The sequence below is a fragment of the Roseateles sp. 22389 genome, assembly GCF_052044995.1.
Taxonomy (GTDB): domain Bacteria; phylum Pseudomonadota; class Gammaproteobacteria; order Burkholderiales; family Burkholderiaceae_C; genus Roseateles.
In genome coordinates, this window is sequence record NZ_JBQEOF010000003.1 from 257,830 (window position 1) to 282,925 (window position 25,096).

Here is a 25,096-nt window from a genome sequence, read left to right on the forward strand (position 1 = left end):
CCGCGCGCCGGTCACCAGATGGACAGGCTCCGCGCCAGGACGCGCTGCAGCCAACTGCGCGACGAGGCCTCGGACACATCGCCCTGCGCGACGCTCTCCAGGCTGGCGTTCACCACGTCGCGCGAAGCCACCACGTTGCCGGGGCGGATGTCGCGCGGATTGACGATGCCGGAGAAGCGCAGCGTGTTGACGCCCTTGTTCAGGCCCACGTTGCGCTCGCCCGCCACCAGCAGGTTGCCGTTGGGCAGCACGTTGATCACGCTCACCGCCACCTGCGTGACGAAGCTGTTGTCGGTCTCCGTCGTGCCCGAGCCCTTGAAGGCATCGCTGCCCGAGGCGGTCGCGTCGATGTTGAGCAGCCGCTCCACCGCGCCGACCTTGCTCTGGCCGCCCGGCCCGCGCACCGCGAGCCGGTTGTCGCGGCTGGTGTCGGTGGTCTGCTTCTGCGTGGCCTTGAGCGTCTCCTGGATGTCGACCTTCAGCGTGTCGCCGATCGCGCTGGGCCGCTTCTCGCCCGAGAACAGCGAGGTGGGCGACATGCCGGGCTGGTAGATCGCGCCGTTGCTGGGCCGCTCGATGTACATCGGCGCCTGCGGCGGCGCGACCAGCATCGGCCCGGGCACCGTGGGCGGCGCACCGGCGCAGCCGCCCAGCGCCGCGAGCGCGCCGGCGGCGGTCGCCAGCGCGGCGGCGCGGCGGGCCGCGCGCATGCGGTGGCGAGATTGCTTGCTCGAGATCACATCCCTCTCCCTCAGCTCTGGAAGCCGGTGACCAGCGCCTTCACGACCGGCGCGATCTTGTTGCGTGTCCCGGCCCATCGGGCCAGGCCGAAGTTCTCGTCCGCGACGTAGCTGCTGGTGGACAGCAGCGTGCCGTCCGACCGATGCAGGCTCAGCGACGCGGCGCTCAGGTTGGCGCGGTAGCCGCTGGCCATCGGCGGCACGCCCCATTCGATGGTGGCGACGTAGCGCAGCCACACGCCGCACTGCTGCAGGCCGGTGCCGGGCTCGTAGACGCGGCTGTCGACGCCCTGGCCCTTGAGCTCCACCTGCAGCGCCGGGACCAGGTCCTCGAGCGGCGCATTGCGGTTGAATTCGATGCACACCGCGCGCACCGGCGCATCGCCGTGATGCACGGTGTTGCTCGCCCGGGCCGGCGCGGCAGTCGCCAGCGCGGTCGAGGTGGCCGCGCTGGCGCCCTTCACCAGTTCCCAGGCGGGGACCGGGCTCAGCACCGCACAGCCACCGAGCGCCATCGCCGCGGCGTGGACCATGACGACGGCGGCGAGCGGCCGGACGAAGGACGGGCGCATGGCGGCGGGCCTCACACCAGCTCGTCGAGCACGGCGCCGCCGCCCAGCGCGGCCATCACGCCGTAAGCAACGACGTTGCCCAGCACCTGGCCCACGCTGCCGGCGACATCGCCGACGGTGTCGGTCACCGTGTCGGCGGCGGTCTCGACCGCGTCCAGCGTGTGGTCGGCCAGCGCCTGCAGGCCCTGGGCGCTGATGGTGGCGGTGACGCCGAGCACCGGTCCCAGCGTCAGGCCCGGACCGCCGCGGGACGGGCCCGACGACGCGCCGGACGGTGTGGCGCGGCTGGCCTCGGCGGAGAAACCGTCGGACGAGGTGGCGAGGCTGGCCAGGCCGGACAGGAAGGGCACGCTGCTCAAGGCGGACTCCCGGCGGGGTTCAAGGCCGCGCGGCCAGCGCGGCCGTGTCCAGCGACAAGGTGCTCGGCACCGGCGAGGCGGGCGTCGGCGAAGCAGCCATTGAAGGAGTGGGCGCCGCGGTGGTGGCTGCGGCGTTGGCCGCGTTCGCGACGGGCGACGCGAAAGGCGATGCGAGGGGCGCGGTCGTGGCCGGACCGGGGGCGGCCGCCTTGGCCTCGTTCAGCGCCTTGGCGAAATCGGCTGCGCCGGACTTGGCGCCCTTGGCCGGTCCCGAAGGCGCCGGCGCGCCGGCCCGGACGGCCGGCGACGGAGAAGCGGAGGACTTGACGTGCATGGCGAAGCGCTCTCGTTCGTTGGGGTGAACGGATTCTTCGCCGCGGCCGTCGGGCGGCATGCGCGGATGAGCGCGAGGAACTCAGCGGTCGCCGCGAGCTCGGTGAACTGCGTCACCGAGGCCGGGAACTGGGCGGCGTCGACCCCGTTCCCTCCGCTCAAGTTCGCGCGGAAGCGGCGTCGTGCGGGCGATCAACGCCCTCGGCGCGCGAGGCGCGTGCGGGCCGGCCATGAAGGGGGGAAGGGAACGCGGAAGGCAGTCAGGGGCGACGCTGGAGCTCGAGCGCCTCGGTCCACTCGTCCCAGCTGGACTCGCTGACCTCCAGGCCTTCCAGCGCGGGCGTGTCCTCGATGGGCCAGCCGGACGGGCTGAACGGGATGCGCCGCTGCAGCAGCAGTTCGGTCTGGCGCAGGATGTGCTGCATGACCGAACCGAGGGGGTGACCGGCGTCGCCGGTCGGGGGCGCGAATCGTTGTCGCATGGTCCTCTCCTGTCGAACCCCCACTATCGGCGGGGGCCGGCGCAAGTGCCATCCCACCATAGGGTGGACATGGAGGGATGCGGCCAGGAGCGGGACGAAAGGCGGTGGGGGACGGTCAAGCGGTCGCGGGGGATGCGACACGCGCGACGGCAGGCCGGCGCAGGATCAGATCGATCATTTCGAGGTGATCGATCTGATCATCCCGGTGGCTCAGATCACCTGCCGCAGCAGTGCATACAGCGCGATGCCGCCGGACACGACGGCGCAGGCGGTCTTCACCGAGCGATTGGCCACGAAGGCGCCGATCAGGCTGCTGACCAGGATGGCGGCGAGGAGGTAGTTGGTTTTCATGGGCCGCGATTGTGGCGGCGTGCCGGTGCCGGTCGACCCGGCGCCGCGGCGCGGATCAGACAGTCGGGCTCACGGGCCGGTTGATCTCGACGGTCACGTGAACAAGTTCCTCATGCACCGACAGCAGGCGGCGGACCTCGTCCGGCCGCGCCTCGGGATGGTCGGTGACCAGCGACACGATGCAGGCGTACTGGGCCCGGCCCACGCGCCACACATGCAGGTCGGTGATCGCCGCCGGCCAGGGGGCGGCGGCGATCACCTCGCGGACCTCGTCGACGACCGGCGCGTCCATCTCGGCGTCCAGCAGCACGCGGCCGGTGTCGCGCAGCAGCCCGCGCGCCCAGACCGCCACCAGCGCCGCGCCGGCGATGCCCATCGCCGGATCCAGCCAATCGGCACCCCAGAACCGCCCGCCCAGCAGGGCCACGATGGCCAGCACCGAGGTCGCCGCGTCGGCCAGCACATGCAGATAGGCGGCGCGGAGGTTCAGGTCGTCATGACCGTGATCGTGGGACGCCGCGTGGCCGTGGCCGTGGCCGTGGCCGTGGCCGTGGCCGTGGCCGTGATGATGGTGCTCGCCGCGCAGCAGCCAGGCGCAGGCGAGGTTCACGAGCAACCCGAGCGCCGCCACCGCGATGGCCTCGTCGTAATGGATCGGCGTCGGGGCGAGCAGCCGCTCGATCGACTGCCACAGCATCAGCCCCGCGACGCCGATCAGCAGCAGCGCGCTGCTGTAGCCGCCCAGCACCTCGATCTTCCAGGTCCCGAACGCGAAGCGGCCGTCCTTCGCCCAGCGCCGCGCCGCGCCATAGGCCAGCACCGAAACGCCCAGCGCCACCGCGTGCGAGCTCATGTGCCAGCCGTCGGCCAGCAGCGCCATCGAGTTGAAGAGATAACCGCCGGCGATCTCCGCCACCATCATCGCGACGGTGAGCAGCACGGCCCAGCGCGTGTTGCGGGCGGCGAGCGGGTTGCCCTCGTCAAAGACATGCGTGTGCTGCCAGGCGGCGATGGAGGTCGTGGAAGGCATGGGAAAAGCCGGTCCCGGCCGGCGTTGTCATACTCCCCCCCAGTATAGGAGCCGACCGCGCGGCGTCGCTAGAATGCCGCGCCATGGCACACACGACCTCCGGCCGGAAGAAGCTGCTCACCCGGATCCGCCGCATCCAGGGGCAGGCGGCGGCGCTGGAGCGCGCCGTCGACCAGGACGCGGACTGCATGGCCGTGCTGCAGCAGATCGCCGCCATCCGCGGCGCGGTCAACGGGCTGATGGCCGAGGTGCTGGAAGGCCATGTGCGCGAGCACCTCGGCGCGCCGGGCCTGTGCGCCGAGCGGCGCGCGGCCGAGACCGACGCGGTCGCGGCGCTGCTGAAGTCCTATCTGCGCTGAGCGCCCACGGGCGCGGGGCGCGAGGGGTAGACTCCGCCGCACCTTTCAAGACAACGGGGTCTCGGGTGGATACAGAGGAGCGGCGTCCCTTGCGGGTGGTGGTGCTGGGCGGCTCGGCAGGCAGCATCGACGCGCTCGGCGCCATCCTCGGTGCGCTACCGCACGAACCGGGCTTCGCGGTGCTGGTCATCACGCACCTCGATCCCAACGAGGAATCCCATCTCGCCGAGGTCCTGCAGGAGCGCACCACCCTGCCGGTGGAGCGGCTCGAGCACCTGGCCAAGGTCGAGCACGGCCGCGTCTACGTGCTGCCCGAGAACGCGGGCGTGATGGCGCTGGACGGCCACTTCCGCCTCACCCGCCGGCAGCCGGGGCTGCACCTGCCGATCGACGGCTTCCTCGCCACGCTGGCGCAGGATCCGGACCTGGACGGCGCGGTGGTCATCCTGTCCGGCACGGGCCAGGACGGCGCGGCCGGCATCGTCGACCTGAAGGCCTCCGGCGGCTTCGCGATCGCGCAGGCGCCGGGCACCGCGGCCCATGACGGCATGCCGGTCGCGGCGATCAACACCGGCCTCGTCGACGAGGTGCTGCCGCCGACGGACATCGCCGCCGCGCTGGTGCGGCGCTTCGGGCAGCCGCACCAGGAAGGCGGGCTCCCCGGCTCCGCCTCCGGCACGCAGGACGCCGATGCGCTGGAGACGGCGCTGTCGATCGTGCAGCAGAAGGCCGGCGTCAACCTGGGCTACGTGAAGGACGTCAACCTGCGCCGGCGCTTCCTGCGCCGCGTGCTGCTGCAGAAGGACCGCGACGTCGCCGCCTACCTGCAGCTGCTGCGCAGCGACCCCTACGAGGCCGCCGCGCTGCGCGACGACGTGCTGATCGGCGTGACGGCCTTCTTCCGCGATGCCGAGTTCGTCAACGTGCTGCGCCAGGTCGTGCTGCCCAAGCTGCTGGCGCTGCGGCATGACCCGATCCGCATCTGGGTGCCCGCCTGCTCGACCGGCGAAGAGGTCTACACCATCGCGATGCTGCTGAAGGAGGCGATGAACGCCGAGGGCATCGCGCGCCGCGTGCAGATCTTCGGCACCGACATCAACGAGGCCTCGATCGAGACGGCCCGCGCCGGCCGCTACGGCGCGGCGGCGCTGGAGAACGTGCCGCAGGCCTTCCGCGACGCGGCCTTCCTCCCCAGCGCCGGCGGCTACCTGGTGGCCAAGGACCTGCGCGAGATGTGCGTCTTCGCGCGGCACAACCTGCTGGCGCATGCGCCCTTCTCCGGCATGGGCCTGATCAGCTGCCGCAACATGCTGATCTACCTGCGCAAGGAAGCGCAGCAGCATGTCTTCGAGGTGCTGCACTACGCCTGCCGCAACGACGGCTTCATGCTGCTGGGCCGGGCCGAGGCGGCCTCGGTCGCCGATGGCTTCGAGCATGCGGGCGCGCCGCACCTGTACCGCAAGCTGCCGAACTCGCGCCGCCAGCGGCCGCTGTTCCCGATCGACGCGCTGCGCCCCTGGGTCAGCGACAGCGATGCGCCGCGCGTGCCGCAGGCGCCGCCGCCGGACCTGGTCAGCGGGGCGGCCGACCGCGTGGCGCTGGCGCGCTACGCCCCGCCCGGCTTCGTCGTGAACGAGAGCGGCGACGTCGTGCAGTTCCGCGGCGACGTGGCCGCCTTCATCGCGCCGGCCAGCGGCGAGGCGACGCTGGCGCTGCCCCGGCTGCTCGACGCCGAGCTCAACGTCCCGGTGCGCACGGCACTGATCGAGGCCAAGCGCACCGCGCAACCGGTGCGACGCGAGCGGGTGGCCTTCCGCGACCGCCGTTATGCGCTGGAGGTGCTACCGCTGGAGACGGGCGAGGCACTGCAGCACTTCCTCGTCACGCTGGCGCCCGAGCCGGACGAGCCGGTCGCCGGCGTGGCCTCGGCGCTGTCGGCGCCGCCGTTCTCGCCGGGCGGCGCGCGGGCGCGCGTCGACGAGCTCGAGCGCACCGTCACGACGCTGTCCGATGAACTGGAGGCCACGCAGGCCCAGCTGCGCACGCTGGTCATCGAGTTCGAGTCGGCCAACGAGGAGCTGCGCACCGCCAACGAGGAGATGCTCAGCACCAACGAGGAGCTGCAGAGCGCCAACGAGGAACTGCAGAGCGCGAAGCAGGAACTCGAGTCGGCCAACCAGGAGCTGATCTCGCTGAACGAGGAGCTCAAGTCGCGCAACGACGAGCTGGACCAGGTCAACGACGACCTCAGCAACCTGGTCGAGGGCATCCCGCTGCCGGTGGTGCTGCTGGACCGCCAGTTGCGCCTGCGCCACGCGTCGCCGCAGGTGGCGCAGCTCTTCGGCTTCGAGCCCGCGGCCATCGGCCAGGCGATCGGCCAGCCGGTCGCGCTGGTGACTTCGCGCTTCGCGGTCGGCCAGCTGGAGCAGCTGGTGCAGGCCGCCGTGCAGGGCCTGGCGCCGGTGGAGCACGAGCATCAGGACAACGAGGGCCGCTGGTGGCTGATCAACGTGCGGGCCTACCGCACCGCGGATGAGCGCATCGACGGCGCGGTCATCGCCTTCCAGGACATCCACGAGCTCAAGTGCGCGCTGGGCTCGGCCCAGCATGCCCGCGACGACGCGGAGCGCGCCAACACCGCCAAGGACGACTTCCTGGGCATGGTGTCGCACGAGCTGCGGGCGCCGCTCAACGTGATCGCCGGCTGGGCCTCGGTGCTGAAGCAGTCGCAGGAGCGCGGCGTGCTGGCCGAGGCCACCGCCACCCGCGCGATCAGCACCATCCTCAAGCACTGCCAGGCGCAGGCGCAATTGATCGACGACCTGCTGGACGTGTCCCGCATCGCCTCGGGCCACCTGACGCTGGAGATGCGGCCGCTGGACCTGTCGGCCTGCGTGCGCGCGGTCGTCGACGGCCTGCAGCCCACCGCCGAGGCGCGCGGCCTGACGCTGAGCGGAACCGGCCTGCAGCAGCCGCACCGCATCCAGGGCGACCAGCGCCGGATGCAGCAGATCGTCTCCAACCTGGTCGGCAACGCGCTGAAGTTCACGCCGCGCGGCGGCCGCATCGGCGTGACGCTCAGCCGCATCGGCCCCACGGTCGAGCTGGCGGTCGTGGACACCGGCATCGGCGTCGCCGTCGAGCTGCTGCCGCGACTGTTCGACCGCTTCACCCAGGCCGACATCACCCGCACCCGCGAGTACGGCGGGCTGGGCCTGGGGCTGTCCATCGTGCGCCACCTGGTGCTGGCGCACGGCGGCACGGTGACCGCGCACAGCGAGGGCGAAGGCCGCGGCACGCGGCTGACGGTGCGTTTCCCGGCGGCGGAACTGGTCTCGGACACACCCGACACGCCGCCGCGCGAAGGCGTCACCGCCGACCTGCGCGGCCTGCGCGTGCTGCTGGTCGACGACGACCCGCATGCGCTGGACGCGCTGCGGCACCTGATCGAACTGGCTGGCGCCCAGGTGCGCGCGGCCGGGTCGGTCGACGAGGCCTGGGCCGCGGTCTCGGCCGCGGCGCCGGACGCCGCGCCCCATGCGCTGGTCAGCGACGTGGCCATGCCGGGGGCGGACGGTTATTCGCTGATCCGTCGGCTGCGGGCGCATGAGCGCGAACGCGACGCGGCCGGCGGCCCGCCGCTCTATGCGGTCGCGCTGACCGGCCTGGCCACGCTCCAGGACCGCGATGCCGCGATCGCGGCCGGCTTCGACGACCATCTCGCCAAGCCGGTGGACGTCGACCTGCTCGTCGAGAAGCTGCTGATCGCAAAGCCACGCTGAGCGGGCCGCGAGCTCAAGTCATCACGAGGCCAGGTCGCAGCGGCGGATCAGTCCGCTGCCTGCGCGATGACCGCGGGCACGATCACGCTGCGGCGGCGGGCGCGCTTCACGTCGTACATGCGCTCGTCGGCCAGGTGCAGGGCCTGCTCGACGCTGAGCCCGGTCGGGTCCAGCGCGACGACGCCGACGCTCGCGCCGGCGTACTGCAGCGCATGGCCTTCCAGGTCGAAGTGCCCGACGCTGGCGAGCGACGCGCGCTGCTCCAGCGTGCGCGCCGCCTGGGCCGGCTCGCCGCGATCGAGCAGCGGCGCCTGCGCGGACGAGGCCCCGCCCAGCGCCACGCCGGGCCCGACCACCACGAACTCGTCGCCACCGACCCGCGCCAGCATGTCCGAGCCGCGCAGCTCCAGCGACAGGCGCTGGGCCATCTCGCGCAGGAACAGGTCGCCGCGGTGATGGCCGAGCTGGTCGTTGACGGTCTTGAAGCCGTCCAGGTCGATGCAGCCCAGCAGCACGCAGGTGCCGTCGCGCGCGGCCCGCTGCAGCTGGCGCTGCAGCTCGTCGAACAGCGCGCGGCGGTTCGGCAGGCCGGTCAGCGCGTCGGTCAGCGCATAGGTCGCCAGCTGCTCGTTGGCGGCGCGCAGGTCCGCCACCAGCCGCTCGCGCTGCAGGAATTGCCCCACCAGCGAGGAGAACAGCCGCAGCAGCGACTCCGCCTCCGGCGCGATCGGCCGGCGCTGCGCGCTGGCCGCGCACAGCGTGCCCATCAGCTCGCCGCCGTCGTCGCGCACCGGCGCGCTGACATAGGTCTGGATGCCCAGCTGGCGCGCCGCGTCGGAGTCGCCCCAGCAGTCCGCCACGTCGCTGGTGGCCATGCGGCCGGCGTCCAGCGCGCGCTTGCACAGGGTGTCGGACCAGGCCACCGTCAGCCCCTCGGGGACGGTCATCGCGCCGGTGTTGCGCGCGATCAGCACGTGCTGCTCGCCGGCGCGCAGGTCGATGGTCGTCAGGTAGGTCGATTCGAGCCCGGTGATCGACCCCAGCATCTCCAGCAGCGGGCGGGTGAGCTGGTCCAGGTTCCGGGCGACCGGCACGGTCGAGGTCAGGCGGGCGAGCAGGGCATCCAAGATCGGCATCGAAAGTCGGGACTGAAGCCGCCGATGTTGTCACAACTGCGCCGCGTCACCGGACGCCGTCCGTCATGGCGTTGGCGCCGTCCGCCGGATGCGCCCGACGACATCGCCGGCCCGGCGCGGCGGGCTACGCGCCAGCATGTGCGCCGGGCATGTGCGCCGAGCGTGCCCGCCGGGCCTGCGCGCCGAGGGGGCGTAGGGGTCCGCATGCGCGCCGGGCGTGTGAATTGCCGCGAACGCTTCATCGAAGGCACAGGGAGAACCCCCATGCAACGCGACGGACAGTACCGCGGCGTCTCGTACCGGGTCGAATCGACGCCCACGCCCGGCGGCGCCTACCTTGGCCGCTACCAGCTGCTGGATACCGGGCGACGGCGCCATGACGCGACCGATCATGAATTCCTCGGCGGCGGACCGGCCGCCAACGACGCGTTCGGTGAGGAGCTGGAAGCACCGCCGGCACGGCGCGCGGCGATGGACGCCGCTCCGGCGCGCGAGGCAGCGGCGTCCGGCGGGGCCGCGCTCGGAGCCGGCCCGGCGACCGGCGCCGAGGACGTCGTCCACCCCTCGCTCGACGCCGTCTGGGCGACGGAGAACGAAGCCCTCAGCTACGCCACCGAAGCGGCCTGCCACGCCATCGAGATCATGCAACTCGGCCGCCCGCAGGCCCAGGGTCGCGGCAGCGGCTCGAGCTGGCGCCGCACCGACACGCTGGGGCAATGAGCGCCGGATGAAAAACGGCGCCGGCCGCGATGCGGTCCGGCGCCGGAGCGCGGGCGGGGCCGCCGCCGGCCTCAGGACGGCTGGCGCGCGGGGTCCAGGCCGCCGCCCAGCACCTTGTAGAGCTGCACCTGGTTCTGCAGCTGCGCCAGGCGCACCTGCAGCGCCGCCTGCTGCGCCGCGAAGCTGGCGCGCTGCGCGTCCAGCAGGTCCAGGCTGGACGCCGCGCCGTTGCGGTAGCTCAGGTCCACCAGCTCGAGGCGTGTCGCCTCCGCCGCGGCCTGCGCATCCTGGGCACGGAGCTGCTCGTCCAGCGTCGCGCGGCCCGCCAGCGCGTCCGCCACTTCCTTGAAGGCCGTCTGCACGGTCTTCTCGTACTGGGCGACCGCGACCTCGCGATTGGCCCTGGCCGCCGCGACGTTGTTCTTCACCCGTCCCGCGTCGAAGATCGGCATCAGCGCCGAGCCCGCGATGCTCCACGCGCTCTGGCTGAACAGGTCCTTCAGCGCGCTGCTGGCCGTGCCCACGCTGCTGGTCAGCGTGATGCTCGGGAAGTAGGCCGCGCGGGCGACGCCGATGTTGGCCTCGGCCGCCACCAGCTGCTGCTCGGCCTGGCGCACGTCGGGCCGGCCCACCAGCACCTGCGAGGGCACGCCCGCCAGCAGCGCGCCCATGGTCTGGTCGCTCAGCGGGCGCGCTTGCGGCAGCGCGTCCGGCAGGGTCTGCCCCACCAGCAGCGTCAGCGCGTTCAGGTCCTGCTGGCGCGTGCGCTCGGCCTGGGCCAGGGTGGCCCGCGCCGATTCATAGGACGACTTGGCGGTGCTCAGGTCCAGGTTGGACGCGGCGCCGTTGTCGAACTTCAGCTGCATCAGCTTGAGGCTGTCCTCGCGCGTGGCCAGCGTCTGGCGCGTGAGCGCCAGCAGTTCCTCGTCGGCCTGCACCGCCAGGTAAGCCTGGGCCACGCCCGCCACCAGGCTGATCCGCGCCGAGCGCGCCGCCTCGTCCGTCGCCAGGTACTGGGCGAAGGCCGCGGCGCTCTGGTTCTTGACGCGGCTGAACAGGTCGAGCTCGTAGGAGGTGACCTGCAGCCCCGCCTGGTAGACGCTGACGATCTGGCTGTCGCCGCTGGACGTGGTCTGCGGACCGCGCTGCGCCGACAGTCCGAGATTGACCGTCGGCCAGCGGTTGGCCGCGGTGACGTTGGCCTGCGCCCGGGCCACGTCGACATTCAGCAGCGCCACGCGCAGGTCGCGGTTGTTCTTCAGCGCGAGGTCGATCAGCTGCTTGAGCCGCTCGTCGCGGAAGAACTGCTGCCATTGCAGCTCGGTGGCGGCCTTGGCGTCGGCCGCCTCGGCGCCCGGGCCCTGCGGCCATTGCGGCGCCACCGGTGCCTCGGGGCGCTGGTGCTCGGGCGCCAGGTTCACGCAGCCCGCCAGCAGCGCCACCGTGGCGGCGGCCGCGGCCATCACTGAGAGTTTTCTTTTCATCATCGTCAGACTCCGTCCGCGTTCTTCGCGGCGTGGGCGGCCCGGGTCGCGTCGGGACCGTCGAGCTCATGCGCGTACAGCTTCTGCTGGCGCTCGCTGCCCTTGAAGAAGCGGCGCACCACCAGGAAGAACACCGGCACGAACACCACCGCCAGCACCGTCGCGGTCACCATGCCCGACAGCACGCCGGTGCCGATCGCCCGCTGGCTCGCCGAGCCCGCGCCCGAGGCGAAGAACAGCGGCGTCACGCCCAGGATGAAGGCCATCGAGGTCATGATGATCGGGCGGAAGCGCAGGTGCGCCGCCTCCAGCACCGACTCCACCAGCCCCTTGCCCTGCGCCTGCAGGTCCTTGGCGAACTCGATGATCAGGATCGCGTTCTTCGCCGACAGGCCGATGATGGTGATCAGGCCGACCTTGAAGTACACGTCGTTGGGCATGCCGCGCAGCGTCGCGCCGAGCAGCGCGCCCAGCAGGCCCAGCGGCACCACCAGCATCACCGACAGCGGGATGGACCAGCTCTCGTAGAGCGCGGCCAGGCACAGGAACACCGCCAGCAGCGAGAACGCCAGCAGGATGCCGGCCTGCGAGCCGGAGAGCTGCTCCTCGCGCGACAGGCCGGTCCACTCGTAGCCGATGCCCGGCGGGAGCTGGCGGATCATCGACTCGAGTTCCTTCATCGCCTGGCCCGTCGAGGCGCCGGCCGCCGCGTCGCCGGCCAGGCGCATCGCCGGATAGCCGTTGTAGCGGGTGGCCTGCATCTGGCCGGTGATCCAGCGGCTGGAGGCGAAGGCCGACAGCGGCACGTTGGCGCCCTGCGCGTTGGTCACGTTGATGGCCAGCACGTCCTCCGGCGTCATGCGCTTGGGCGCGTCGGCCTGCACCACCACGCGCTGCATGCGGCCGGTGCTGGGGAAGTCGTTGACATAGGTCGAGCCCAGCTGGATGCCCAGCGTGCGCGCGATCGTGTCGTAACCGACGCCCAGCGCCTGCGCCTTGTCGCGGTCGATGTCGACCTGCAGCTGCGGCGCGTCCTCCAGGCCGTCGGGCCGCATGCCGGTGATGATCTTGCTCTTCTGCGCCATGCCCATCAGCTGGTTGCGCGCATTGAGCAGGGCCTCGTGGCCGAGGCCGCCGCGGTCCTGCAGGCGCAGCGCGAAGCCGGTGGCGGTGCCCAGTTCCGGGATCGGGGGCGGCGAGAGCGGGAAGATGAACGCGTCGCGCACGCCCACCATCATCGCGCCCATCACGCGGCCGGCCAGCGCCTGCGCGCTGTGGTCCTTGCCCTTGCGCTCCTCCCACGGCTTGAGCGGCACGAACACCAGCGCGGCGTTCTGGCCCTGGCCGGAGAAGGAGAAGCCGATCACGCCGATGGTGTCGGCCACTTCCGGCTGCTTGTGCAGGAAGTTCTCGACGGCGGCGACGGCGGCCTCGGTCCGGTTGGAGGTCGCGCCCGGCGGCAGCTGCACGTTGACGATCAGGTAGCCCTGGTCCTCGTTCGGCAGGAAGGAGGTGGGCATGCGGATGTACAGCCAGCCCACCACCGCGACGACCGCGGCGAAGGCCACCATCATCGTGCCGCTGCGCTTGAGCAGCCTGGCCACCCAGCCTTCGTAGCCCTTGGCGGTGCGCGAGAAGCCACGGTTGAACCAGCCGAAGAAGCCGCGCTTCTCGTGGTGATGACCCGCCTCGACCGGCTTGAGCAGCGTTGCGCACAGCGCCGGCGTCAGCGACAGCGCCATCAGCGCCGACAGCGCCATCGAGGCCACCATCGCCAGCGAGAACTGGCGATAGATGTTGCCCACCGAGCCGGCGAAGAACGCCATCGGCACGAACACCGCGATCAGCACCGTGGTGATGCCGATGATGGCGCCGGAGATCTGGCCCATCGCCTTCTTGGTCGCCTCGCGCGGGCTCAGGCCCTCCTCGCTCATGATGCGTTCGACGTTCTCGACGACGACGATCGCGTCGTCGACCAGGATGCCGATCGCCAGCACCATGCCGAACAGCGTCAGCACGTTGATCGAGAAGCCCAGCGCCAGCATCACGCCGAAGGTGCCCAGCAGCGCCACCGGCACCACCAGCGTCGGGATCAGCGTGTAGCGCCAGTCCTGCAGGAACAGGTACATCACCAGGAACACCAGGATGATGGCTTCCACCAGCGTCTCGACGACCTGCGAGATCGAGATCTTCACGAACTTCGAGGAGTCGTACGGGACGGTGTAGACGACGCCCGCGGGGAAGTACTTCTTCAGCTCCTCCATCCGCTGCTTGATCGCGGTGGCGGTGCCCAGCGCGTTGCCGGTGGGCGAGAGCTGCACGCCGATGCCGGTGGAGGGCTGGCCGTTCAGGCGGGTGTAGGTGGCGTAGCTCTGGCCGCCCAGCTCGATGCGGGCGACGTCCTTGAGCAGCACCTTGGAGCCGTCGGTGTTGGCGCGCAGGACGATCTTCTCGAACTGCGCCTTGTCCTCGAGCTGGCCCTTGACCACGATGGTGGCCGACATCGTCTGGCTGCTCGTGTTCGGGCGGTCGCCCAGCACGCCGGCCGGCACCAGCGCGTTCTGCGCGGAGACGGCGGCGCTGACCTCGGCCGGGCTGAGGTTGTAGGACTGCATCTTGGCGGGGTCCAGCCAGATGCGCATCGCGCGCTCGGAGCCGAACAGCTGCGCCTGGCCGACGCCGGGGATGCGCTGGATCTCGGGGACGATGTTGCGGGCGGCGTAGTCGCCCAGCGCGATCGGGTCCATCGAGCCGTCCTGGGACGCCATGGTCACGAACAGCAGGAAGTTGGAGCGCGACTTGTCCACGCGCACGCCCTGCTGGGTGACCGCCGCCGGCAGGCGCGGCGTGGCGCGCGAGAGGCGGTTCTGGATCTCGACCTGCGCCAGGTCGATGTTGGTGCCCGATTCGAAGGTCACCGTGATCGAGCCGGTGCCGTTGGCCTGGCTGATCGATTCCATGTAGGCCAGGCCGGGCGCGCCGTTGAGCTCCTGCTCGATGACGGAGACCACCGCCTCGTCCAGCGTCTTGGCCGACGCGCCGGGGTAGGCCACCGAGATCACCAGCGAGGGCGGTGCCACGGTCGGGTACTGCGCCACCGGCAGCTGGGTGATCGCCACCCCGCCGAAGACCAGGATGAACAGGGCGATCACCCACGCGAAGATGGGGCGATCAATGAAGAAACGTGCCATGTCTTGAATCCTTCCTGAGCGTCAGGCGCTCAGCGGCTCGCCGCGCCGGAGGCGGCGGGCGCCGCGCCGGAGGCCGCTCCGGACGCCGCGCTGGCCGGGTTGAACGGCACCGGATTCACCGGCGCCCCCGGCACGAACATCTTCTGGAAGCCGTCGGCGATGACCTTCTCCCCGGGCTTGAGGCCGTCCAGCACCACCCACTGGTTGCCGATCGCGTTGCCGATCTTGACCTTGCGCGGCGCGGGCTTGTTGTCGGGGCCGACCACCAGCACCGTGTCGCCGGTGGAGCCGCGCGTCACCGCCTGCTGCGGCAGCAGCACCGCCGAGGGCAGTTCCGCCTGCGCGACGCGCACCCGCACGTACTGGCCGGGCAGCAGCAGGCCGTCGGGGTTGGGCACCTCGGCGCGCAGCGTCACCTGGCCGGAGGTCGGATCGACGCTCAGGTCGGTGAACAGCAGCTTGCCGGTACGCGGGTAGACGGTGCCGTCGTCGCCGACGACCTCGACCTGCGCCGCATTCGCGCCCGCGCTGCGCAGCTGGCCCGCGGCCAGCGCGCGGCGCATGGCCTGCACCTCGTTGGCCGACTGCGTGAAGTTGACGTAGACGCTGCTGACCTGCTGGATCAGCGCGAGCTGCGTCGCGTCGGACGCACCGACCAGCGCGCCCTCGGTCACCAGCGCGCGGCCGATGCGGCCCGAGATCGGCGCGTAGACGTGGGCGTAATCCAGGCTCAGCTTGGCCTGCACGACGGCCGCCTTGGCCGCGGCCACGTCGGCGGCGGCGGCCTTGGCGGTCGCCACCGAGGTGATGTATTCCTGCTGGCTGATCGCCTTCGCGTCGGCCAGCGGCTTGTTGCGCGCGGCCTGCGCGGCGGCCTGTGCCTCGTTGGCCTGCGCCTTGGCCAGGTTGGCATTGGCGCTGTCGAACTGCGCCTGGTAGGGCGCCGGGTCGATCAGGAACAGCGCCTGGCCGGCCTTGACCTCCGAGCCTTCGGTGAAGAGCCGCTTGAGCACCACGCCGTTGACGCGCGCCCGGACCTGCGCGGTGCGCAGCGCCTCGACCCGGCCAGGCAGCTCGGTCTGCAGCGCGACCGCCTGCTGGCCCACCGTGACCACGCCGACATTGGCCGGCGGCATCCCACCGCCGCCCGGACCGCCCTTGCCGGCCGCCGCCTCGTCCTTGCCGCAGGCGGTCAGCACCGCCGCGATCGAGATCACCAGCGGCAGCAAGTAGAGCATGCGCGCGCCGGCCTTCAGGCTCGGGCGCTCCGACCCCGGCGTTGCTTTTGTCAGAGGGGTAGACATCACGATGGGATTCCTCTCGCAGTACAGATCAGTTCTTCGGATGAGCGGCCCGGCGCGACGTCGCCAGGCGGGAGATCGGCGGCCGCTTCCGGCAAGCCCGGGCCCTCCCCGCCACGACGCCTGGCGCCATCACGGTTCGACCCAAAGTCGCGCAGTATATACATACATTCATGCATGTATGTTTCTGGAACGTGCTTCTACAATCACGCCCCATGGCCCGCCGAACCAAACAAGAAGCCCAGGAAACCCGCGCCCGCCTGCTGGACGCCGCGGAGCAGCTGTTCCATGAACGCGGCGTCTCGCGCACCTCGCTGCAGGACATCGCGCAGGCCGCCGGCGTGACGCGTGGCGCCGTCTACTGGCACTTCGAGGACAAGGTCCAGCTCTTCAATGCCATGATGGAACGCGCCACCATGCCGCTGGAGGAGGACTTCGAAGCCTCGGTCTCGCCCGGTCCGGACCGGCCATTGGACGACTTGCGACTGCGCCTGATGAACGTCATGCACTGCGCTGCGTTCAACGCTCGCACACGCCGGGCCTTCGAGATCGCCAACACGCGGGTCGAGTTCGTCGGCGAAATGGCCACGGTGCGCGAGCGCAAGGTCGCCGCGCACCGCGAATGGACCGGCCACAACCGCGAGGCCTTCGAGCGCGCCAAGGCGCTGGGCCAGTTGCCGGCGGAGGTGGACTCGCAGCAGGCGGCGATCGGCCTGATGGCGCTGGTGGGCGGGCTGCTGCACCACTGGATGCTGGATCCGGAGGCCTTCGACCTGATCGAGGTCGGGCAGGCGCGGCTGGAGCATTACCTCTCCTCGTTGACGGTGGCGGTGCCGAACCGCTTCGCCCCGCTGACCGCCGCCGAGCGCGGCGCGCTGGGGCGCCAGCCGGTGTGCTCGGCCAATCGGGCGGAAGACGACCGCGGCGACGACGGCGACGACCACTGAAGGTCGGCGGACACGGCCGTCCATCGTCGCGATTAACCGTTAATCCGGTGGAAAGCCCTGCATTTGTGCAGGGTCCCCTCAGGGAAACCCCAGGGTCCGGCGACAATAGCCGGTTGCCCACGCCCGAGCCGCCGCCGTGTCCATCGCCCCGCCTCCCACCCGTCCGCTGTCCGATCTGAAGAAGACCGGCCAGAAGGCGCTGACCGCGTACCGCCCGTTCTGGGCCAAGCGCTTCGGCCCCGCACCCTTCCTGCCGATGTCGCGCGAGGAGATGACGCAACTGGGCTGGGACAGCTGCGACATCATCATCGTCAGCGGCGACGCCTACGTGGACCACCCCAGCTTCGGCATGGCGGTGATCGGGCGCACGCTGGAGGCGCAGGGATTCCGGGTGGGGATCATCGCGCAGCCGGATTGGAACTCGGCGGATCCGTTCCGGGCCCTGGGCAAGCCCAACCTGTTCTTCGGCGTGGCGGCCGGCAACATGGATTCGATGATCAACCACTACACGGCCGACCGGAAGATCCGCTCGGACGACGCCTACACGCCGGGCGGCGCCGCGGGCAAGCGGCCGGACCGCGCGACGCTGGTCTACACGCAGCGCTGCAAGGAGGCGTTCAAGGACGTCCCCGTGATCATCGGCGGCATCGAGGCCTCACTGCGGCGCATCGCGCATTACGACTACTGGCAGGACAAGGTCCGGCGCTCGATCCTGGTGGATTCGAAGGCCGATCTGCTCGTTTACGGCAATGCCGAGCGCGCGATCATCGAAATCGCCCACCGCCTGGCGCAGAAGAAGCCCATCGAATCGATCACCGACGTGCGCGGCACCGCCTTCATGCGCAAGCCCGACGACGCGTCGCTGGACGGCTGGTTCGAGATCGACTCCACCGAGGTCGACGCGCCCGGCAAGATCGATGCGCTGCTCAGCCCCTACATGACGACCGAGGAAGCGGCCGCCGACCAGGGCACCGATTGCTCCAAGCAGCAGGCGCAGGCCGCGGGCGCGGATGGCGCCTCCGCGGGTGCGGCAGCTCCGGCGTCGGCCGGCATGCCGGAGATCAAGCCGATCAAGATCGTCCGCCAGACGCTGGCGAAGAACGGCAGCGACGGCCGAGCGCTCGTGACGCCGCGCGACCGCACCGTGATCCGCCTGCCCGCCTACGAGCAGGTCAAGAGCGATCCGGTCCTCTACGCCCACGCCAACCGCGTGCTGCACCTGGAGACCAACCCGGGCAACGCCCGCGCGCTGGTGCAGCGGCATTCGTCGGGCGGCGTCGACCGCGACGTCTGGCTGAACCCGCCGCCGATCCCGCTGACGACGGTCGAGATGGACCACGTCTTCGACCTGCCCTACGCGCGCAGCCCGCATCCGGTCTATGCCGACGAGAACGGCAGCCACGACCACGGCACCAAGATCCCGGCGTGGGAAATGATCCGCTTCAGCGTGAACATCATGCGCGGCTGCTTCGGCGGCTGCACCTTCTGCTCGATCACCGAGCACGAGGGCCGCGTGATCCAGAGCCGCAGCGAGGACTCGATCATTCGCGAGATCGAGGACATCCGCGACAAGGTCAAGGGCTTCACCGGGATCATCTCGGACCTGGGCGGCCCGACGGCCAACATGTGGCACATCGGCTGCAAGAGCCCCGAGATCGAGGCCGCCTGCCGCAAGCCCAGCTGCGTCTATCCGGGCATCTGTCCCAACCTGCACACCGACCACGGCCCGCTGATCAAGCTGTACCGCCGCGCGCGGGCGCTGCGCGGGGTGAAGAAGATCCTGATCGGCTCCGGCCTGCGCTATGACCTGGCGATCGAATCGCCCGAGTACATCCAGGAGCTGGTGACGCACCATGTCGGCGGCTACCTGAAGATCGCGCCCGAGCACACCGAGGGCGGCCCGCTGTCCAAGATGATGAAGCCGGGCATCGGCACCTACGACCGCTTCAAGCAGCTGTTCGAGCAGGCCAGCGCCGCCGCCGGCAAGAAGCAGTTCCTGATCCCCTACTTCATCGCGGCGCATCCGGGCACGGCCGACGAGGACATGATGAACCTGGCGCTCTGGCTCAAGCGCAACGGCTTCCGCGCCGACCAGGTGCAGACCTTCTACCCGAGCCCGATGGCCACGGCCACGGCGATGTACCACTCGGGCAAGAACCCGCTGAAGAAGGTGACGCGCGACAGCGAACCGGTCGACATCGTCAAGGGCGAGCGCCGGCGTCGCCTGCACAAGGCCTTCCTGCGCTACCACGACCCGAGCAACTGGCCGCTGCTGCGCGAGGCGCTCAAGGACATGGGCCGCGCCGACCTGATCGGCAACGGCAAGCATCACCTGATCCCGACCTTCCAGCCCACGGGCATGGACGGCGGCTACGAGTCGGCGCGCCGGAAGAACTCGACGAACGCGGGGCAGAAGGTCGCGCCGAACAAGCCGCGCGCCGGCCAGCTGCTCACGCAGCACACCGGCCTGCCGCCGCGCGAGACCGGCGCGGCCCGCGCGCCGCAGCGTCCGGCCGCCGCCGACGCTCGCCCGGCCGGCAAGCCCTTCGCCAAGCCGGCGGGCAAGCCGGGCGCGAAGCGCGGTCCGCGCTGACGCGGCTTCAGCGAGCGGGCGTCGAGGGGGACGTCGGGCGGGCGCCCGGTGTCGCGTTGCCGGCGGCCTCGGTCGCCGGCGCGGGCTTCACCCACTGCCACACCTTCCATCCCAGGCTCAGCCACGCCCACAGCCGCGCGATGCGGCCCGGCCGGCTGTCCGCCGCATCGGGATCGCGCCGGCGGAAGGCGCGCGTCAGTCCCGCCAGGCCACCCGCCGCGGCCAGCGCCGCCACCGTGCGCCACAGGCGCGGCAGGCTGCCCGCCAGGCGATAGAGCGCATGGCCGCGTTCGGCCCATTGCATCGGGCGCNCCCGCGCCTCGTGCAGCAGGCCCAGGCGCAGCTCCGCGCTGCGCAGTTGCAGCTCGAGCTGCCGCAGCTTCAGCCGCTGGCGCGCATCGCCCCACATCATGGCCGCGCCCCCGGCTCCGTCTCGGGCTCGAGCGCGCGCTGATCGCGCGCCAGCTCCGCCACGCTGGCCGCGAACGGCCGCCCCGCCGCCAACTGGCGCTTCGCCCAATACCAGCTGCCCACCGCCCCCAGCATGAAGGCCGCGCCCAGGCCGGCGCCCAGCGGCGCGCGCCAGGCATCGGGCACCCACAGCAGCGCGGCGAAGACCAGCATCAGCAGCGCGGCCACGCCCAGCAGCAGCGCCAGCAGCAGCGCGGTCAAGGCGCCGAACAGGCGCAGCAGCTCCGCCTGCAGCTCGACGCCCAGCAGCTCCAGCCGTACGCGGGCCAGTTCAAGCGCCCGCTCGGCCATCCGCCGCAGCCGCTCCGTCAGCCCCGGATCGCGTGATTCCATCGAACGTCTCTCCTCTGTCTCCGGCCCCTCCGGTGTGCGGAAGCTATCACTGAATCGGGGGAAACGAGGGCGTTCTTTGTCCATACCGGCTCCAGGCCTTGGGCTACAGTGCGGTAACGCTTGGTTGCGCGGACCCCGCGCGGCCGGCCTTTCAAGGTTGATTCAATGCCTGATCGCCAGCACACGCACTCCGACGTCGTCGAGGACGACGACCTGCTGCAGTTCCTGGACGACCACGAGCACGCCGTCCTCGACGACCTCCCGCCACGCAAGCCCTGGCGGGTGCTGATCGTCGACGACGACACCGACGTCCACAAGGCCACCGAGCTGGCCATGCAGGGCCTGCAGGTCGAGGGCCAGCCGCTGGCCTTCCTGCATGCGAAGTCCGCGGCCGAGGCGCGCGCGCTGTTGCGCCAGGAGCCCGACATCGCCGTCGTCCTGCTGGACGTCGTGATGGAGTCCGACGACGCCGGCCTGCAGCTGGTGCGCCACATCCGCGAGGAACTGCGCCTGCGCGCCGTGCGCATCGTGCTGCGCACCGGCCAGCCCGGCTACGCGCCGGAGATCGAGACGGTCCAGGCCTACGACATCAACGACTACAAGACCAAGTCGGAGCTGACCCGTACGCGGCTGTACACCGTGCTGACGGCGGCGATCCGCTCCTACCGCCAGATCCGCGCGTTGGAAGCCAACCGGCAGGGGCTGGAGATGATCGTCGAGGCCAGCACCGAGCTCGGCCGCCAGCACGGGCTGCACCGCTTCGCCGAGGGCGTGGTGACGCAGCTGTGCGCGCTGCTGGGCACGCTGCCGGAAGGGCTGGTCTGCGTGCAGGCGCACAACGACGCCAGCGGCGATGCCCGCGTCATCGCGGCCGCCGGCCAGTACAGCTCGCTGATCAACCGCCCGCTGCACGCGGTGCCGGCGGGCAAGGTGCGCGACCTGCTCGCGCGCTGTCTGGCCGTCGGCCACAACCTGCACGAGGACGGCTGCACCGTGCTGTTCTTCGGCCTGCCCAGCGGCCGCGCCATGGCGGCGCTGGTCGAGGTGCAGCGCGAGCTCGACGAGCTCGACCGCCAGTTGCTGCGCGCGTTCTGCTCCAACATCGCCGTCGGCTTCGAGAACGTCATGCTGTACACGCAGCTGACCGACCAGGCCTACAACGACCCGCTGCTGCAGCTGCCCAACCGCACCCGCTTCATCGAGCTGCTCGAGCACAACCTCAAGTCGCCCGAAGGCATCACGCTCGCGCTGATCGACCTGGACGACTTCGCCGACGTCAACGACGCCTTCGGCCACCGCTTCGGCGACCAGGTGCTGCAGGCGGTCTCCCAGCGGCTGGCGCAGCGGCTGGGCTTCAACACCGCGATGGCGCGGATCTCGTCGAACGCCTTCGGGCTGCTCGGGCCCGACGACATGGTCAACGGCCACCGCATCGGCGGCGTCTTCGACGACCCCTTCACCGTCGCGGGCGAGCGCCTGCAGCTGTCCGCCACCACCGGGCTGGTGCGGCTGGCCCAGTCCCGGACGCTGGGCTCGGAACTGCTGCTGGACGCGCAGATCGCGCTCAAGCGCGCCAAGGCGGGCAACCGCGGCGCATCGCAATACTTTTCGCCGGAGATGGGCATCGACGCCCGCGAGCGCTTCAAGCTGCTCAAGGGCCTGCGCGCCAGCTTCGAGGAGCGCCGGCTGTTCGTCGTGTACCAGCCGCAGGTGGAGCTGGCCTCGCTGCGCGTCATCGGCGCGGAGGCGCTGCTGCGCTGGCGCACCGCCGACGGCAAATTCGTCCCGCCCGACCAGTTCATCCCGCTGGCGGAGCAGTCCGGCCTGATCGTCCCGATCGGCGAATTCGTGCTCCGCGCCGCCTGCCGCCAGGTGCGCCAGCTGCGCGACGCCGGCTACGCCGACTTCCGCATCGCGGTGAACATTTCGCTGGCGCAGTTCCGCCATCCCGCTTTCATCGACACCGTCCGGCGCGCGCTGGCCGATGCCGACGTGCCCGGCGCGGCGCTCGAGCTGGAGATCACCGAATCGATGGCGATGGAGGAGGTCTCGGCCGTGCTGCGCGTGCTGGCGGAGATCCGCGGCACCGGCGCGTCGGTCGCGATCGACGACTTCGGCACCGGCTTCTCGTCGCTGAGCCAGCTGCGGCGGCTGGACGTCGAGCGGCTGAAGATCGACCGCGCCTTCGTGCGCGAGGCGCAGAGCTCGGCGGCCGGCGCGACCATCGCGCAGATGGTGGTGAACCTGGGCTGCAGCCTCGGCATGCGGGTCGTCGCCGAGGGCATCGAGACCGAGGAACAGCGCCAGCACCTGCTGGCGCTGGGCTGTCACGAAGGCCAGGGCTGGCTGTTCGCCAAGCCGATGCCGGCCGAGGAACTCGATCGCTGGCTGGCCGCGCCCAAGTCCTGGGAACTGGCCCCCGCGCCGGCAGCAGCGACGGCAGCGGCGGCCCAGCCGGTGGCGGGGGCGCCTTGCGTCGCCCCCTGTGCCGCGGCGTCCGGCGCCACGGCGTCGCCGATCAACGGCGGCTGATCAGCAGGCCCAGCAGCAGGCCCACGCCGGCGGCCACGCCGATCGACTGCCAGGGGTTGTCGTGCACGTAGTCGTCGGTCGCCTTGCTGGCGGCCTTGGCGCGCTCGACCGCGGCGGACTGGAACTCGCCCAGGCTGGACTTGGCGCGATCCAGCGTCGACTGCACGCGCGCGCGCAGCTCGGACGCGCCGGCGCTGGTCTGGTCGGCGGTGGCCCGCAGCAGCGACTCGGCGTCGGTCACCACCTGGTGCAGGTCGGACAGCAGGCGGTCGGAGGGAGAGGTCTTGGCCATGAGCGGGCTCCTTTTGGTCGGGTTGTGAGGATCGGGACGCGCATCGGCGCGGAACGAAGTCCGGTTGTACGTCTGCCGAGCAACCTCCGGCAAGTCGCCCTGACGGGTGTCCGACCGCGGCACACGGTTTTGACGATGCGCGAGGCTCGGTGGGTCTCCGGCAGATTTCGCTCCCGGCCTGGGCACCCATTCGGCGGCCCCAGCCGTTCGCTCATCCCGAGGAAGGGGGATCGTCGCCGCAAACGGTATAGCGGCGCACCAGGAAATAGCTGCTGCGCCGTTCCCCTTCGACGATCAAGACCTGGCCCTCCAGCGCTTCCAGTTCCGGATCGCGGAAGGGATTGGCGCCAGCGCGGCGCAGCACGACCCGGTCGCCGTCGTCGACGACCAGCAGCACCGCCAGGCGCTCGCTCTTGCTGCCGAGGTCCAGGCGCTCGCGGCACAGGCGTCCGCGCAGGCAGTCGGCGGTGCCGTCCGCGGTGGCGTCGCGATCAGCGGGCATGCATGCGCCTCACGTGGAGCAGCCGCCCGTCCTGCTCGGTCGCGATCAGCGCCAGCAGGCGGCGTTCGACCCAGCCCTTGTAGACATGGATCGCCCGATGGCCGGGGGCGCCGGAGATCCGGTAGCTGACCCGCGCGCAGTGCTCGGCGTCCAGGCCGGATTCCTTGAGCATGGGGCGCACCGCCTCGAGCACGGCCGGGGCCGGCGCCGCCTCGGTGGGCAGCAGGCGCGGCAGCGAACGCGCCAGGTTGCGCCCCTCGCGCTCCAGGCGCTCGCGGCGCAGGCCGCGCACGCCGCGGTCCTCGACGGCGGCGAAGGCCTTGCGGAAGGCCTTGGTGCGGGCCAGCGCATGCGACACGCCGGCCACCGGCTGCAGCGACGGGTCGCCCAGCAGGTAGAACTGCCCCAGCGTCTTGAGGTCCATCGGATCGAGGTGGGTGCGCTCGCCGGCGAATTTCTGGCGCGCCTCCAGCAGCGCCCGGCCCAGCGAGGCCCCGGCCAGCACGCGTTGCAGGAAGTACTGGCACAGCAGGTCGGCGGAGCCGTTCCCGTCGCTCGGTCCGTAGGCGATGGTGGTGCTGCCGAGGAAGGCGCAGGCGCCGTCGGTCAGGTAGCGCAGGGCCATGGGCCAGTCGCCGTCGGCCAGCGCCGGGTCGAAGAGCTGCGCGCCATAGCAGCATTCCGCGGCGACGACGGTCCCCGCCGTGACCCGGTCGCGCAGCAGCGCCGAGCGCATCGAGACCGGGAACTCCTCGCCCCGCTGGCCGTAGTACTCCGGCATGTCCGCGGCGCCGTGGCAGTTGATGAAGTGCATGCGCGGCGCCAGATCGGCCTTGTTCCACTTCGGTCCGTCCGGTGGCGACAGGCGCAGCCCGTCCGCGTGGCCGAAGGTGTTGGTCAGGCTGAGCCGCGTCGAGCCCTGCCAGACCTCGGCCGACAGCGCGAAGCTGTCCACGAAGGACGCGCGCGGCAGGCCCTTGTGGCGGGACGCCGCGCGGATCAGCTGCAGCAGCAGGTCGGGCCGCGTCGCGCCGGGGAGGTCGGGCAGCCGCCCGACGACCCGCGTCGGCCCGAGGAACCGGTTCGGGTCGGTCGAGTAGGCGGCCTCGCAGGCGTAAGGCAGGTCGCTGGGGACGATGCGGTCCTCGTCGCCCAGCTCGCCGCCGTGGGCCGGATTCTTCAGCGGCACCATCGGCAGCAGGTCGGGGCCGCCCAGCAGCATCAGGTAGTGGGGCTGGCGGGCGCGGACCAGCGCGTCGACGGCCGTCTTCAGCGCCTTGGCGTCGGGCCGGGCCGGCACCGGCGCGGCGCCATAGGGCTTCATCGCCGAGGCGAGGTCGACCGCCACCACTAGCGTGTCGACGCCGCGCCGCTTGTCCGCGGCGGCCAGCGCCTTCAGCGCCGCGTCGACCTTCGCCAGCGCGGTGGCGCCGTACTTGGCGCGCAGCGCGCCGCGATGAACGATGACCAGCTTGTCCATGTGAAGTCCCTCCCCGTCCGGGACGGCGCCCGGAAAGCCGGATCGTAGGCAGCGGCGGCGCGTGCGGCAATCCACAAGCTGGGGAGGCCTACGCCGGACTGTCATC

At 71.4% G+C, this 25,096-nt stretch carries 21 protein-coding genes; 6 read left to right on the forward strand and 15 right to left on the reverse strand.

Annotated elements, in window-relative coordinates:
* Positions 1–11: 11 nt before the first annotated feature.
* The 7 genes from ACTJKJ_RS06120 to dmeF form a co-directional block, all read right to left on the reverse strand.
* Positions 12–710, reverse strand: a complete 699-nt coding sequence (locus ACTJKJ_RS06120) for a flagellar basal body L-ring protein FlgH (RefSeq protein WP_183488875.1) — start codon at positions 708–710, stop codon at positions 12–14.
* 41 nt (positions 711–751) lie between these two features.
* A complete protein-coding gene (locus tag ACTJKJ_RS06125; RefSeq protein WP_297389491.1) occupies positions 752–1,312 on the reverse strand; it encodes a cell division protein FtsI in 561 nt (186 codons plus the stop codon).
* An 11-nt stretch (positions 1,313–1,323) separates the two neighbouring features.
* Positions 1,324–1,671, reverse strand: coding sequence for a hypothetical protein (locus tag ACTJKJ_RS06130; RefSeq protein ID WP_297389488.1), 348 nt, complete (start codon positions 1,669–1,671; stop codon positions 1,324–1,326).
* Positions 1,672–1,690: 19 nt separating this feature from the next.
* Positions 1,691–2,005: a hypothetical protein gene (locus ACTJKJ_RS06135; protein WP_440819897.1), complete on the reverse strand. Its 315-nt coding sequence runs from the start codon at positions 2,003–2,005 to the stop codon at positions 1,691–1,693.
* Between the two features lie 259 nt (positions 2,006–2,264).
* The gene (locus ACTJKJ_RS06140) at positions 2,265–2,486 is read right to left on the reverse strand and encodes a hypothetical protein (RefSeq protein ID WP_141225181.1); all 222 of its coding nucleotides are present in this window, start codon (positions 2,484–2,486) and stop codon (positions 2,265–2,267) included.
* A 210-nt stretch (positions 2,487–2,696) separates the two neighbouring features.
* Entirely contained in the window at positions 2,697–2,837 is a 141-nt protein-coding gene (locus ACTJKJ_RS06145) for a hypothetical protein (protein WP_158238683.1), read from the reverse strand.
* A 55-nt stretch (positions 2,838–2,892) separates the two neighbouring features.
* Positions 2,893–3,867 (reverse strand): CDF family Co(II)/Ni(II) efflux transporter DmeF, encoded by a 975-nt coding sequence (dmeF, locus tag ACTJKJ_RS06150; protein ID WP_440819898.1) that lies wholly within the window; start codon positions 3,865–3,867, stop codon positions 2,893–2,895.
* Between the two features lie 83 nt (positions 3,868–3,950).
* On the opposite strand from dmeF, the gene ACTJKJ_RS06155 reads away from it, so the two are divergent.
* Positions 3,951–4,226: a metal/formaldehyde-sensitive transcriptional repressor gene (locus tag ACTJKJ_RS06155; RefSeq protein WP_440819899.1), complete on the forward strand. Its 276-nt coding sequence runs from the start codon at positions 3,951–3,953 to the stop codon at positions 4,224–4,226.
* A 95-nt stretch (positions 4,227–4,321) separates the two neighbouring features.
* On the forward strand, positions 4,322–8,008 hold the full coding sequence (locus ACTJKJ_RS06160) for a CheR family methyltransferase (RefSeq protein WP_440819971.1): 3,687 nt from the start codon (positions 4,322–4,324) through the stop codon (positions 8,006–8,008).
* A 47-nt stretch (positions 8,009–8,055) separates the two neighbouring features.
* Here ACTJKJ_RS06160 and ACTJKJ_RS06165 read toward each other — a convergent pair whose 3' ends face one another.
* On the reverse strand, positions 8,056–9,135 hold the full coding sequence (locus tag ACTJKJ_RS06165) for a sensor domain-containing diguanylate cyclase (protein ID WP_440819972.1): 1,080 nt from the start codon (positions 9,133–9,135) through the stop codon (positions 8,056–8,058).
* A 273-nt stretch (positions 9,136–9,408) separates the two neighbouring features.
* Here ACTJKJ_RS06165 and ACTJKJ_RS06170 point away from each other — a divergent pair, with 273 nt between their 5' ends.
* On the forward strand, positions 9,409–9,864 hold the full coding sequence (locus ACTJKJ_RS06170) for a hypothetical protein (protein ID WP_091720085.1): 456 nt from the start codon (positions 9,409–9,411) through the stop codon (positions 9,862–9,864).
* A 71-nt stretch (positions 9,865–9,935) separates the two neighbouring features.
* Here the strand turns inward: ACTJKJ_RS06170 and ACTJKJ_RS06175 are convergent, their stop codons facing one another.
* Genes ACTJKJ_RS06175 through ACTJKJ_RS06185 form a run of 3 tightly spaced genes read right to left on the reverse strand, consistent with a single transcriptional unit; the run spans position 9,936 to position 15,777 of the window.
* Positions 9,936–11,327, reverse strand: coding sequence for an efflux transporter outer membrane subunit (locus ACTJKJ_RS06175; protein WP_440819900.1), 1,392 nt, complete (start codon positions 11,325–11,327; stop codon positions 9,936–9,938).
* Between the two features lie 26 nt (positions 11,328–11,353).
* The gene (locus tag ACTJKJ_RS06180) at positions 11,354–14,539 is read right to left on the reverse strand and encodes an efflux RND transporter permease subunit (RefSeq protein ID WP_440819901.1); all 3,186 of its coding nucleotides are present in this window, start codon (positions 14,537–14,539) and stop codon (positions 11,354–11,356) included.
* 29 nt (positions 14,540–14,568) lie between these two features.
* Positions 14,569–15,777 (reverse strand): efflux RND transporter periplasmic adaptor subunit, encoded by a 1,209-nt coding sequence (locus ACTJKJ_RS06185; protein ID WP_254783359.1) that lies wholly within the window; start codon positions 15,775–15,777, stop codon positions 14,569–14,571.
* Positions 15,778–16,055: 278 nt separating this feature from the next.
* Here ACTJKJ_RS06185 and ACTJKJ_RS06190 point away from each other — a divergent pair, with 278 nt between their 5' ends.
* Positions 16,056–16,787 carry a TetR family transcriptional regulator gene (locus ACTJKJ_RS06190; RefSeq protein WP_440819902.1) on the forward strand — a complete coding sequence of 244 codons (732 nt, stop codon included), beginning with the start codon at positions 16,056–16,058 and terminating at the stop codon, positions 16,785–16,787.
* A gap of 256 nt (positions 16,788–17,043) precedes the next feature.
* A complete protein-coding gene (locus ACTJKJ_RS06195; protein ID WP_440819973.1) occupies positions 17,044–19,380 on the forward strand; it encodes a YgiQ family radical SAM protein in 2,337 nt (778 codons plus the stop codon).
* Between the two features lie 408 nt (positions 19,381–19,788).
* Here the strand turns inward: ACTJKJ_RS06195 and ACTJKJ_RS06200 are convergent, their stop codons facing one another.
* The gene (locus ACTJKJ_RS06200; protein ID WP_440819903.1) at positions 19,789–20,184 is read right to left on the reverse strand and encodes a phage holin family protein; all 396 of its coding nucleotides are present in this window, start codon (positions 20,182–20,184) and stop codon (positions 19,789–19,791) included.
* Positions 20,185–20,349: 165 nt separating this feature from the next.
* Here ACTJKJ_RS06200 and ACTJKJ_RS06205 point away from each other — a divergent pair, with 165 nt between their 5' ends.
* On the forward strand, positions 20,350–22,716 hold the full coding sequence (locus ACTJKJ_RS06205) for a putative bifunctional diguanylate cyclase/phosphodiesterase (RefSeq protein ID WP_440819904.1): 2,367 nt from the start codon (positions 20,350–20,352) through the stop codon (positions 22,714–22,716).
* Here the strand turns inward: ACTJKJ_RS06205 and ACTJKJ_RS06210 are convergent.
* The 3 genes from ACTJKJ_RS06210 to ACTJKJ_RS06220 form a co-directional block, all read right to left on the reverse strand.
* The gene (locus ACTJKJ_RS06210) at positions 22,703–23,008 is read right to left on the reverse strand and encodes a DUF883 family protein (protein ID WP_091720058.1); all 306 of its coding nucleotides are present in this window, start codon (positions 23,006–23,008) and stop codon (positions 22,703–22,705) included. The two genes, ACTJKJ_RS06205 and ACTJKJ_RS06210, sit on opposite strands and share 14 nt — an antisense overlap.
* A gap of 211 nt (positions 23,009–23,219) precedes the next feature.
* Positions 23,220–23,510: a hypothetical protein gene (locus ACTJKJ_RS06215; RefSeq protein WP_440819905.1), complete on the reverse strand. Its 291-nt coding sequence runs from the start codon at positions 23,508–23,510 to the stop codon at positions 23,220–23,222.
* Complete coding sequence (locus ACTJKJ_RS06220; protein ID WP_440819906.1) at positions 23,500–24,990, reverse strand: hypothetical protein; 1,491 nt, start codon at positions 24,988–24,990, stop codon at positions 23,500–23,502. The genes ACTJKJ_RS06215 and ACTJKJ_RS06220 overlap by 11 nt, the downstream gene beginning before the upstream one ends.
* Between the last annotated feature and the right edge of the window lie 106 nt (positions 24,991–25,096).

What these genes read in the sequence shown, in the direction of transcription:
- ACTJKJ_RS06220 (WP_440819906.1), bottom strand. Translation starts at nt 24,990, where the DNA reads ATGGACAAGCTGGTCATCGTTCATCGCGGCGCGCTGCGCGCCAAGTAC.
- ACTJKJ_RS06195 (WP_440819973.1), top strand. Translation starts at nt 17,044, where the DNA reads ATGTCGCGCGAGGAGATGACGCAACTGGGCTGGGACAGCTGCGACATC.
- ACTJKJ_RS06145 (WP_158238683.1), bottom strand. Translation starts at nt 2,837, where the DNA reads ATGAAAACCAACTACCTCCTCGCCGCCATCCTGGTCAGCAGCCTGATC.
- ACTJKJ_RS06140 (WP_141225181.1), bottom strand. Translation starts at nt 2,486, where the DNA reads ATGCGACAACGATTCGCGCCCCCGACCGGCGACGCCGGTCACCCCCTC.
- ACTJKJ_RS06120 (WP_183488875.1), bottom strand. Translation starts at nt 710, where the DNA reads ATGCGCGCGGCCCGCCGCGCCGCCGCGCTGGCGACCGCCGCCGGCGCG.
- ACTJKJ_RS06125 (WP_297389491.1), bottom strand. Translation starts at nt 1,312, where the DNA reads ATGCGCCCGTCCTTCGTCCGGCCGCTCGCCGCCGTCGTCATGGTCCAC.
- ACTJKJ_RS06170 (WP_091720085.1), top strand. Translation starts at nt 9,409, where the DNA reads ATGCAACGCGACGGACAGTACCGCGGCGTCTCGTACCGGGTCGAATCG.
- ACTJKJ_RS06210 (WP_091720058.1), bottom strand. Translation starts at nt 23,008, where the DNA reads ATGGCCAAGACCTCTCCCTCCGACCGCCTGCTGTCCGACCTGCACCAG.
- ACTJKJ_RS06135 (WP_440819897.1), bottom strand. Translation starts at nt 2,005, where the DNA reads ATGCACGTCAAGTCCTCCGCTTCTCCGTCGCCGGCCGTCCGGGCCGGC.
- ACTJKJ_RS06190 (WP_440819902.1), top strand. Translation starts at nt 16,056, where the DNA reads ATGGCCCGCCGAACCAAACAAGAAGCCCAGGAAACCCGCGCCCGCCTG.
- ACTJKJ_RS06205 (WP_440819904.1), top strand. Translation starts at nt 20,350, where the DNA reads ATGCCTGATCGCCAGCACACGCACTCCGACGTCGTCGAGGACGACGAC.
- ACTJKJ_RS06215 (WP_440819905.1), bottom strand. Translation starts at nt 23,510, where the DNA reads ATGCCCGCTGATCGCGACGCCACCGCGGACGGCACCGCCGACTGCCTG.
- ACTJKJ_RS06200 (WP_440819903.1), bottom strand. Translation starts at nt 20,184, where the DNA reads ATGGAATCACGCGATCCGGGGCTGACGGAGCGGCTGCGGCGGATGGCC.
- dmeF (WP_440819898.1), bottom strand. Translation starts at nt 3,867, where the DNA reads ATGCCTTCCACGACCTCCATCGCCGCCTGGCAGCACACGCATGTCTTT.
- ACTJKJ_RS06175 (WP_440819900.1), bottom strand. Translation starts at nt 11,327, where the DNA reads ATGGCCGCGGCCGCCGCCACGGTGGCGCTGCTGGCGGGCTGCGTGAAC.
- ACTJKJ_RS06155 (WP_440819899.1), top strand. Translation starts at nt 3,951, where the DNA reads ATGGCACACACGACCTCCGGCCGGAAGAAGCTGCTCACCCGGATCCGC.
- ACTJKJ_RS06180 (WP_440819901.1), bottom strand. Translation starts at nt 14,539, where the DNA reads ATGGCACGTTTCTTCATTGATCGCCCCATCTTCGCGTGGGTGATCGCC.
- ACTJKJ_RS06185 (WP_254783359.1), bottom strand. Translation starts at nt 15,777, where the DNA reads ATGCTCTACTTGCTGCCGCTGGTGATCTCGATCGCGGCGGTGCTGACC.